Source organism: Mesorhizobium sp. (genome assembly GCF_041661565.1).
Classification (GTDB): Bacteria; Pseudomonadota; Alphaproteobacteria; order Rhizobiales; family Rhizobiaceae; genus Mesorhizobium.
On sequence record NZ_JBAZUD010000165.1, the window covers coordinates 1 to 10,268 of the forward strand.

The window sequence follows — 10,268 nt, forward strand, 5'->3', positions numbered from 1 at the left end:
TCGATGAACTTCGCCAGCGTCGGATTGCTCTCGGCGGCCTTTCTGGCCAGCGGATGGTCGGCGGCGATCGCCATGAAGGAAGCGCCGAAGATCGTGTCCGGCCTAGTCGTATAGACTTCCAGCTCATGCTCGCCGGCCACGTCCGAGGCCAACGGCCAACGGATCAGCAGGCCTTCCGAGCGGCCGATCCAGTTCTGCTGCATCAGCTTCACTTTCTCGGGCCATTGATCGAGGCCGTCGAGCGAATCCAGCAGGTCCTGGGCGAAATCGGTGATCTTGAAGAACCACTGCGTCAGTTCGCGCTGTTCGACCAGTGCGCCCGAGCGCCAGCCGCGCCCCTCGATGACCTGCTCGTTGGCGAGCACGGTCATGTCCTCCGGATCCCAGTTGACCTTGGAGGATTTGCGCGTCACCAGCCCCTTCTCGACGAAGTCGAGGAACAGCATCTGCTGGCGGTGGTAGTAATCGACGTCGCAGGTGGCGAACTCGCGCGCCCAGTCCAGCGACAGGCCCATGACCTTGAGCTGCTCGCGCATGGCGGCGATGTTCCGGTAGGTCCATTCCTTGGGATGGACCTTGTTTTGCATCGCCGCGTTCTCGGCCGGCATGCCGAAGGCGTCCCACCCCATCGGATGCAGCACGTTGAAACCCTTGGCCCGCTTGTAGCGGGCCACGACGTCGCCCATCGTGTAGTTGCGGGTATGGCCGATATGGATATTCCCCGACGGATAGGGAAACATCTCCAGCACGTAGTATTTCGGGCGCGGATCGTCATTGTGCGCTTCGAACAGCTTCCTGGCGTCCCAGGCCTTCTGCCATTTGGGTTCTGACGCGCGCGGATTGTATCGTTCGGTTGCCATGGGATGTTTTTCACTTAAAAGCATGCGCTGACCGCGCGACGGCTCGGCGGTTCATGGAATGTGGTCCGGGTGTTCACCATGGTTTGACAAACCCGTCAACCATATGGCTATCGCCTCGGTCGAAAACGCGGGTCAAAAACAGCGGGATTTGCATATGAGCGACACTGTCCAACGGTTTTCGGCGGTCAAGGCCAGGATCGCGGCGGCGGAACAGGAGGCCGGGCGTGAAGCGGGCGCGGTGACGCTGGTCGCTGTTTCCAAGACATTCGATGCCGCCGACATCCAGCCGGTGATCGAGGCCGGCCAGCGCATCTTCGGCGAGAACCGCGTGCAGGAAGCGCAAGGCAAGTGGCCTGGCCTGAAGCAAGCCTTTCCGGATATCGAACTGCACCTGATCGGCCCGCTGCAATCCAACAAGGCCAGGGAAGCGGTCGCGCTGTTCGAAGTCATCGAGACGGTCGACCGCGAGAAGATCGCCGCCGAACTCGCCAGGGAGATCGCCCGTCAGGGCCGCGCGCCCAGGCTCTACGTTCAGGTCAACACCGGTTCGGAGCCACAGAAGGCAGGCATCGAGCCCCGCGAGGCGGTGGCTTTCGTCGCCCGCTGCCGCGATGTCCACGGCCTCGCCGTCGAAGGCCTGATGTGCATCCCGCCGGCCGACGAGAACCCCGGCCCGCATTTCGCCTTGCTGGAGAAGCTGGCGCGTGAGGCCGGGGTCGAAAAACTGTCGATGGGCATGTCCGGCGACTACGAGACGGCCATCGCCTTCGGCGCCACCAGCGTCAGGGTCGGCTCGGCGATTTTTGGTAGCCGTTAGCCGGTCATCACCCATTCCTTGCTGCTTCGGCGCCTATATGCTATATCTAGCCAAGCTAGCTAGGAGGCGCGCAATGAACTGGCACCTGCAGGACGCAAAGAACAATTTCTCGAAGATCGTCCAGCGAGCGCGCAGCGAGGGACCCCAAACAGTGACCCTGCGCGGCGAGCGTGCCGCCGTGGTGCTCTCTGCCGAAGACTACGACCGTCTGGCTGGAAAGAAAAAATCCCTGACCGAATATCTTCTAACCGGTCCGGTTTGGGACGATGATTTCGCCGAGGAGGTCAACCGTCGCCCGGATGGCATGATACGGAATGTCGATCTCTGATGTATCTGCTCGACACGAACATCGTTTACGACGTTCAGAGGCGGCTTCCCAAGCCGACGGCATGGCTGGCTTCGATCGATCCGGACTCCCTCAATCTCAGCGTCATCACCATTGGCGAGATCGAACGAGGGATCGTCAAGCAGCGTAAGGTCGATGCCGAAAGAGCCACGCGCCTCGATCTCTGGCTGCGGGAACTTCGCCGCGACAATGCCAACCGCATACTTGCGGTCACGGAAGAGGTGGCATTGACTTGGGGCCGGATCACCGCCGGTCGGACACGAGGCAGCGCCGACACCCTCATCGCAGCTACCGCGCTTGTCCATGATCTCATTCTTGTGACGCGCAACGTCACCGATTTCGATGATACAGGCGTGACAGCGTTCAACCCCTGGGACGTTTAGCTGCCTGCGTCACCTGATGCGCATGCCAGTATCCTTAGTCCAATCGCAAAGCCTCATTGTGCCAAACGTTGAAACGAAACGTACCGTTCCTATTTGTTTGACGTCATCAGACATTCGCTGGAGCCTTTCAAAATGCGTTACAATCAGCTTGGAAATACGGGGATGTTCGTCTCCGAACTTTGCCTCGGCACCATGACCTTCGGCGCCCCGGGCCAGAAGGCCCAGTGGGGGGCGATCGCCAGCCTCGATCAGAAGGGCGTCAACGACATCGTCGCCCGTTCGCTCGACGCCGGCGTCAATTTCTTCGACACTGCCGACGTCTATTCCTTCGGCGAGTCCGAACGGCTGCTCGGCCAGTCGCTGAGGGATCTCGGCATCAACAGGCAGAAAATGGTCATCGCCACCAAGGTGCACGCCGCCGTGGGCGAGGGCCCCAACCAGCGCGGCTCGTCGCGCGGCCACATCATGGATTCGGTCGATGCCAGCCTCGAGCGGCTGCAACTCGATCACATCGATCTCTACCAGCTGCACGGCACCGACGCCGTGACGCCGATCGACGAGACGCTGCGGGCACTGGACGACCTGGTCAGCAGCGGCAAGGTTCGTTATGTCGGCGTTTCCAACTGGCAGGCTTGGCGCATCGCCAAGGCGCTCGGCATCGCCGACCGCAAGGGCTTTGCCCGGTTCGAGACCATCCAGTCCTATTATTCGATCGCCGGCCGTGACCTCGAGCGCGAGATCGTGCCGCTCATCAACGAGGAGAAGCTCGGCCTGATGGTGTGGTCGCCGATGGCCGGCGGCCTGCTGTCCGGCAAATACGGCCCGGGCGCACCCGGCAATGGCGAGGGACGCCGCGCGTCCTTCAACTTCCCTCCGGTCAACGAGGATCGTGCCTGGGCGGCCGTCGCCGTCATGCGCGAGATCGCCAGGAAGCACGATGTGAGCGTGGCCACGGTGGCGCTCGGCTATGTCCTGGCCAAGCCCTTCGTGATGAGCGTGATCATCGGCGCCAGCCGCATGGACCAGCTCGAGCAGAACCTTGCCGCGACGCAGTTGAAGCTCGACACCGACGATCTGGTGCGCCTCGACGAAAACAGCGCCCTGCCGGCCGAATATCCCGGCTGGATGCTGGAGCGCCAGGCCGCCGGTCGCCGGCCGGCGCCGTTCACCCCGAGGGCGTAAGGCTGTCGACATGGCTATCTCGGGAGCCGACCGGTTCCCGAGAACGATCCAGGACAGTCATTACCGGTTCGAATTCGCGCCGTCACTCTTTTCCCGGCGCCGGCGCCAATTGGCGGTCTCCGCCAAACCGGAAACTGTCGATGGTCCCGAGCGATTGCACCCCCCTCAGGCTAACCTGACGCTCTCGCCAAGAAAATCCAGAAACGCCCGCACCCGCGCCGGCAGGTGCGGACCCTGGCCGACATAGACGGCGTGGGTGGCTTCTGCGTCGCCCGGATTGAACGCCTCCAGCAGCAGCACCAGCCGGCCGGCTTCGATATCGTCCGCCACATGCCAGCGCGCCAGCCGGGCGATGCCCACGCCCGCAAGCGCCATGCCCCGCATCGCCTCGCCATCGCTGACTGTCGCATTGCCCGTGATCGGGACCATCATGGCCTTGCCGTCGGCATCGAGGAATGGCCAGCCATCGACATGCCGCACAAAGCCGAAGCTCATCAAATTGTGCGTGTGGAGTGCGGCCGGCTTCAGCGGCATGCCCTGCGCCTTCAGGTAAGACGGCGCCGCGACCACCACCGCCGGGCTTTGCCCGAGCTTGCGCGCCACCAGCCTCGATTCGCCGAGCGGTCCGGCCCGAATGGCGACATCGGCACGTTCCGCCATCAGGTCGATGACGTTGTCGGTCAGCACCAGATCGACCGAGATCTCCGGGTAGCGCTCGAGGAAGCGCGGCAGAAGCTGGACCAGCCGGTGCACTCCGAACGGCACGTAGCTGTTGACGCGCAACCGCCCGCGCGGTGCCGCGCCCGCAGCCGCTTCGCGCTCGGCGGCGGCCATGTCGGCCAGGATGCGCGACCCGCTCTCATAGAAGGCGCTTCCTTCCGGCGTCAGTTGCAGCCTGCGTGTCGAACGGCTGACCAGCCGGGCGCCGAGCCGCGCCTCCAGCCGCGCGATCAGCTTGCTGACCGCCGAGGGCGTCATGCGCAAGGCGCGCGCGGCGGCGGAGAAACTGCCCGCCTCGACGACGCGCACGAAGACTTCGATTTCCCCGGAACGGTTGATGTCGGGCCTGGCCATTTGTGAAACTATTTCACAGACAGTGTGCCGTGATCAAGTCTGGTTCACAGTGGCCGGTCGCACGATCTTTCCCGTGAGGCGCGGGACGGCGCCTTCTGCACCGAAGTGGACCTCGTCATGCCTCTCGCTCTCTACGCCCTCGCCGCCGGCGCCTTCGGCATCGGCGTCACCGAATTCGTCATCATGGGTCTGCTGCTCGATGTCAGCAAGGATCTCGGCGTCTCGATCTCGGCCGCCGGCCAGCTCATTTCGGGGTATGCGCTGGGCGTCGTCATCGGCGCGCCGCTGCTCACCATCGCCACCGGAAACTGGCCGCGCAAGACCGTGCTCCTGGCGCTGATGGCGATCTTCACGCTTGGCAATCTCGCCTGTGCGCTCGCGCCCGACTACTGGACGCTGATGGGTGCGCGCGTCATCACCGCCTTCGCGCATGGCACCTTCTTCGGCGTCGGCTCGGTGGTCGCCACAGGTCTGGTCGCGCCCAACAAGAAGGCCTCGGCGATCGCGCTGATGTTCACCGGCCTGACCATCGCCAACATCCTCGGTGTGCCCTTCGGCACCTGGCTCGGCCAGGCCTTCGGCTGGCGGGCGACCTTCTGGGCGGTGACTTTGGTCGGCCTGGCGGCTTTCGCCGTCATCCTGGCCCTGGTGCCGCGGAGCGAGGCGGCACCCGAGAAGAGCGACCTGCGCGCCGATCTTGCCGTCCTGCGCCGCACGCCCGTCCTGCTCGGCCTCGCCACCACGGTGCTCGGCTATGCCGGCGTCTTCGCTGTCTTCACCTACATCGCCCCCCTGCTGACCGAGATCAGCGGCTTCAAGGAAGCGGCCGTGTCGCCGATCCTGCTCGTCTTCGGCGGCGGCCTCATCGCCGGCAACCTCGCCGGCGGCAAGGTCGCCGACCGCTGGCTGGTGCCGGCGGTGCTTGGCAGTCTCGTCGTGCTGGCGCTGGTGCTCGCCACCATGAGTTTCGCCATCCACAGCCAGGTCCTGGCCGTCATCTATGTCGGCCTGCTCGGCGCCGCCGCCTTCGCCACCGTGGCGCCGCTGCAGATGTGGGTGCTGGACAAGGCCCAGGGTGCGGGCCAGAGCCTCGCCTCGTCCTTCAACATCGCCGCCTTCAACCTCGGCAACGCCGCCGGCGCGTGGCTAGGCGGCGCGGTCATCGCCCACGGTCTCGGGCTGGGATCGCTGACCTGGGTCGCCGCCTTGCTGCCGGTCGCCGCCCTCGCCGTCGCCGGACTGGCGCTGCATCTCGATCGCGGCACCGCGCCTGGCACGCCTGCCTCTATCCGCTTGTGACCCACCCGGCGAGACCGGATTCGAAACCTCGTCTTCCAAACCATCAGGAGTAGAAAAATGGACTATCGATCCCTCGGCGCATCGGGCCTGAAAGTTCCGGTGCTTTCATTCGGCGCCGGAACCTTTGGCGGCACCGGTCCGCTGTTCGGCGCCTGGGGCACCAGCGACGCCGTGGAAGCGCGGCGCCTGATCGACATTTGCCTCGAGGCCGGCGTCAATCTTTTCGACACGGCGGACGTCTATTCGGGCGGCGCCTCCGAACAAGTGCTGGGCGAAGCCATCAAGGGCCGGCGCGATGCCGTGCTGATCTCGACCAAGACCTCCTTGCCGATGGGCGACGGCCCCGTCGATTACGGCTCGTCGCGCTCGCGGCTGATCAAGTCGGTGGACGCGGCACTGAAGCGCCTTGGCACCGACTACATCGACCTGCTGCAACTGCATGCCTTCGATGCCGGCACGCCGGTCGAGGAAGTCCTGTCAACGCTCGACGATCTCGTTCGCGCCGGCAAGCTGCGCTATGTCGGCGTCTCCAACTTCTCCGGCTGGCAGGTGATGAAGTCGCTGGCACAAGCCGACAAGCATGGCTACGCCCGCTACATCGCGCATCAGGTCTATTATTCGCTGGTCGGCCGCGACTATGAGTGGGAGCTGATGCCGCTCGGCCTCGACCAGGGCGTCGGCGCGCTGGTGTGGAGCCCGCTCGGCTGGGGTCGGCTTACCGGCAAGATCCGCCGTGGCCAGCCCCTGCCGGAAAAGAGCCGGCTGCACGAAACGGCAAGCTTCGGACCGCCGGTGGAAGACGAACATCTCTACCGCGTCATGGATGCGCTCGACGCGGTGGCCGAAGAGACCGGCAGGACCGTACCGCAGATCGCCATCAACTGGCTGCTGCAGCGCCCGACCGTGTCCTCGGTCATCATCGGCGCCCGCAATGAAGAGCAGTTGCGCCAGAACCTCGGCGCCGTTGGCTGGACGCTGACACCGGAGCAGGTGAAAACACTCGACGCCGCAAGCGAAGTCACCGCGCCTTACCCGTATTTCCCCTATCGGCGTCAGGAAGGCTTTGCCCGGCTCAACCCGCCGGCGGTGTGAACTCGCCGCATTGGCCAAGCCGAAGCTTAGCGGGACAGCGCCCTCCTCTGTCCTGCCGGACATCTCCCCCACGAGGGGGGAGATCGGATGTCACTTCGGCTTTCGCCGATCTCCAACGTTTGATGGATGACGAAGCGGCGAACTGCCAATCTCCCCCCCTTGTGGGGGAGATGTCCGGCAGGACAGAGGGGGGCGCCGTAGAGCGCCAACCTCAACGACCTCGGAACAGCAACACCTAATGCAGCACGAACTCGCCATCCAGCTTGCGCCATTCGTTCGGCGCGATCAGCTTCTGGTGGGTGTAGACCACCGAATGCAGCGGGCCTTCGAGCTTGGCCTTCCAGAACTCGATGAACTTGACCAGCATGGGAAATTTCGGAGCAAGATCGTAATCCTGCCAGACGAAGCTCTGCAGCAAATGCGGATGGTCGGGAAAGTGATAAAGGATCTTGGCCGTCGTCAGGCCGTAGCCTTTGAGCATCAGATCCAGTTCGGAATGGTCACGCATGGCAATCCCCAGATTGAGTCTCCGTTCCTCCCAACGTCATAATGTGCGCGCGGTTGCTTAACTGTCTATTGATTTTTCGCTTGGTCGCAAACAGACTTTTCAGCGCGAAAACAGACGCTTAGCAGCGAAGTCGTGCGAGTGCTGACAGCAGCCGGTAATGCGTCTGCGGCATCCCGCCGCGCAAACCGAATGTCTAATATTGCCGTCACGGCGGAACTGGTAATAATGCCGCCGAATTCGCCGCCGCTTGGCCGCGACACCACCGGCGGCTCAGTCGGTGGGCTTGTTCGGGAGGAAAAGAAGAAATGTCCGAGGTTCATGTCCACCGCGTCCAGCCGGCGTGGAAGAAGAACGCGCTGATCGACAATGACACCTACCTGAAATGGTACGCCGACAGCATCGGCAACCCGGACAAGTTCTGGGGCAAGCATGGCAAGCGCATCGACTGGTTCAAGCCGTTCAGCAAGGTCAAGAACACTTCCTTCGACGGCAAGGTCTCGATCAAGTGGTTCGAGGACGGCTTGACCAACGTCTCCTACAACTGCATCGACCGGCACCTGAAGAAGCGCGGCGACCAGACCGCCATCATCTGGGAAGGCGACAACCCCTACGACGACAAGAAGATCACCTACAACGAGCTTCATGAGCATGTCTGCCGGCTCGCCAATGTGATGAAGAAGCACGGCGTCAGGAAGGGCGACCGCGTCACCATCTACATGCCGATGATCCCGGAGGCCGCCTATGCGATGCTGGCCTGCACGCGCATCGGCGCCATCCATTCGATCGTCTTCGGCGGCTTCTCGCCGGACGCGCTGGCCGGCCGCATCGTCGACTGCGAATCGACCTTCGTCATCACATCGGATGAAGGCCTGCGCGGCGGCAAGCCGATCCCGCTGAAGGAGAATACCGACAAGGCGATCGACATCGCCGCCAGGCAGCATGTGATGGTCAAGAATGTCGTCGTCGTGCGCCGCACCGGCGGCAAGATCGGCTGGGCGCCGGGCCGCGACGTCTGGTACCACGAGGAGGTCGCGTCGGTGAAGGCCGACTGCAAGCCGGAGAAGATGAAGGCCGAGGATCCGCTGTTCATCCTCTATACGTCGGGCTCGACCGGCAAGCCGAAGGGCGTGCTGCACACCACCGCCGGCTACCTCGTCTATGCCTCGATGACGCACCAGTATGTCTTCGACTACCATGACGGCGACATCTACTGGTGCACCGCAGATGTCGGCTGGGTCACCGGGCACAGCTACATCGTCTACGGGCCGCTCGCCAACGGCGCTACCACGCTGATGTTCGAGGGCGTGCCGAACTACCCGTCGCAGTCGCGCTTCTGGGAAGTCATCGACAAGCACAAGGTCAACATCTTCTACACCGCCCCAACGGCACTGCGCGCGCTGATGGGCGCCGGCAACGCGCATGTGACGAAGACATCGCGCAAGTCGCTGCGCGTGCTGGGCTCGGTCGGCGAGCCGATCAATCCGGAAGCCTGGGAGTGGTATTTCAACATCGTCGGCAACGGCAAGGTGCCGATCGTCGACACCTGGTGGCAGACCGAGACCGGCGGCATCCTGATCACGCCGCTGCCGGGCGCCACCGACCTCAAGGCTGGCTCGGCGACAAGGCCCTTCTTCGGCATCAAGCCGCAGCTGGTCGACGGCGATGGCAAGGTGCTGGAAGGGGCCGCCGACGGCAATCTCTGCATCACCGATTCCTGGCCTGGCCAGATGCGAACCGTCTATGGCGACCACGAGCGTTTCGTGCAGACCTATTTCACGACCTACAAGGGCAAGTACTTCACCGGCGACGGCTGCCGCCGTGACGCCGACGGTTATTACTGGATCACCGGCCGCGTCGACGACGTCATCAATGTCTCCGGCCATCGCATGGGGACGGCCGAAGTCGAATCCGCTTTGGTCAGCCACGACAAGGTTTCGGAGGCCGCGGTCGTCGGCTACCCGCACGACATCAAGGGCCAGGGCATCTACAGCTACGTCACCCTGATGCGGGATGTCGAGCCGAGCGAGGAGCTGCGCAAGGAACTCGTCGCCCATGTCCGCAAGGAGATCGGCGCCATCGCTTCGCCCGACAAGATCCAGTTCGCGCCGGGCCTGCCCAAGACCCGCTCCGGCAAGATCATGCGCCGCATCCTGCGCAAGATCGCCGAGGATGATTTTTCGGCACTCGGCGACACCTCGACGCTCGCCGATCCGGCCGTGGTCGATGATCTCATCGCCAACCGGCAGAACAAGAAGGGTTGATGTTCATGTTGGGCACCGTCACCGACCTGTGGCGCTATCCCGCGAGTTCGCTCGCCGGCGAGCGGCTGGACGCTCTCAGCGTTGGCCGGTCGACGGTCGACGGCGACCGCCTGTTCGGGCTGGTCGATGCCGCGGACGGTGAGATCGCCCGGCCGGACCGGGGGCCGAAATGGCACAGGGTACCGTTGATCCATGCCCGGCTGGACGCGGACCACCGCCTCGAGGTCGCGGTGCCCGGCGGAAACTGGCTGCCGGCGCCCGATCCGGAAACCGACCGCGCGCTTTCGGCCTTTCTCGGCTTCGAGGCTTCGATCCGGCCCTATCGTCGCGAGAACGCTCCGCAGGAATATTCCGGCCCGTTCACCGCCGAGCGCTACGCCAGGGCCCCGATCCATCTTCTCACCGCCGCGTCCATGGCACGGCTGAAGGCGCTGCATCCGCAGGGC

The 10,268-nt window shown here is 64.0% G+C and carries 11 protein-coding genes; 8 read left to right on the forward strand and 3 right to left on the reverse strand.

What is annotated here, in order from left to right; genetic code table 11:
• Window positions 1-860: class I tRNA ligase family protein (locus WC739_RS22135; protein WP_372955132.1), on the reverse strand; the 860-nt coding region annotated here is incomplete at its 3' end.
• 154 nt (window positions 861-1,014) lie between these two features.
• Here WC739_RS22135 and WC739_RS22140 point away from each other — a divergent pair.
• From WC739_RS22140 to WC739_RS22155, 4 genes are all read left to right on the forward strand, one after another.
• On the forward strand, window positions 1,015-1,677 hold the full coding sequence (locus tag WC739_RS22140; protein ID WP_372955133.1) for a YggS family pyridoxal phosphate-dependent enzyme: 663 nt from the start codon (window positions 1,015-1,017) through the stop codon (window positions 1,675-1,677).
• Between the two features lie 73 nt (window positions 1,678-1,750).
• On the forward strand, window positions 1,751-2,005 hold the full coding sequence (locus WC739_RS22145; protein ID WP_372955134.1) for a type II toxin-antitoxin system Phd/YefM family antitoxin: 255 nt from the start codon (window positions 1,751-1,753) through the stop codon (window positions 2,003-2,005).
• Window positions 2,005-2,406, forward strand: a complete 402-nt coding sequence (locus WC739_RS22150) for a type II toxin-antitoxin system VapC family toxin (RefSeq protein ID WP_372955135.1) — start codon at window positions 2,005-2,007, stop codon at window positions 2,404-2,406. The genes WC739_RS22145 and WC739_RS22150 overlap by 1 nt, the downstream gene beginning before the upstream one ends.
• Before the next feature lie 132 nt (window positions 2,407-2,538).
• Window positions 2,539-3,588 carry an aldo/keto reductase gene (locus WC739_RS22155; RefSeq protein ID WP_372955136.1) on the forward strand — a complete coding sequence of 350 codons (1,050 nt, stop codon included), beginning with the start codon at window positions 2,539-2,541 and terminating at the stop codon, window positions 3,586-3,588.
• A 165-nt stretch (window positions 3,589-3,753) separates the two neighbouring features.
• On the opposite strand, the gene WC739_RS22160 is transcribed toward WC739_RS22155, so the two are convergent.
• Window positions 3,754-4,662: a LysR family transcriptional regulator gene (locus WC739_RS22160; RefSeq protein ID WP_372955137.1), complete on the reverse strand. Its 909-nt coding sequence runs from the start codon at window positions 4,660-4,662 to the stop codon at window positions 3,754-3,756.
• Between the two features lie 117 nt (window positions 4,663-4,779).
• Between WC739_RS22160 and WC739_RS22165 the strand changes: the two genes are divergently transcribed.
• Window positions 4,780-5,961, forward strand: coding sequence for an MFS transporter (locus tag WC739_RS22165; protein WP_372955138.1), 1,182 nt, complete (start codon window positions 4,780-4,782; stop codon window positions 5,959-5,961).
• A gap of 57 nt (window positions 5,962-6,018) precedes the next feature.
• Window positions 6,019-7,053 (forward strand): aldo/keto reductase, encoded by a 1,035-nt coding sequence (locus WC739_RS22170; RefSeq protein WP_372955139.1) that lies wholly within the window; start codon window positions 6,019-6,021, stop codon window positions 7,051-7,053.
• Between the two features lie 235 nt (window positions 7,054-7,288).
• Here WC739_RS22170 and WC739_RS22175 read toward each other — a convergent pair whose 3' ends face one another.
• The gene (locus WC739_RS22175; RefSeq protein WP_372955140.1) at window positions 7,289-7,561 is read right to left on the reverse strand and encodes an usg protein; all 273 of its coding nucleotides are present in this window, start codon (window positions 7,559-7,561) and stop codon (window positions 7,289-7,291) included.
• 305 nt (window positions 7,562-7,866) lie between these two features.
• On the opposite strand from WC739_RS22175, the gene acs reads away from it, so the two are divergent.
• Together acs and WC739_RS22185 are read left to right on the forward strand one after the other, a co-directional pair.
• Window positions 7,867-9,822, forward strand: coding sequence for an acetate--CoA ligase (gene acs / locus WC739_RS22180; protein WP_372955141.1), 1,956 nt, complete (start codon window positions 7,867-7,869; stop codon window positions 9,820-9,822).
• Window positions 9,822-10,268: MOSC N-terminal beta barrel domain-containing protein (locus WC739_RS22185; RefSeq protein ID WP_372955142.1), on the forward strand; the 447-nt coding region annotated here is incomplete at its 3' end. The genes acs and WC739_RS22185, both read left to right, overlap by 1 nt.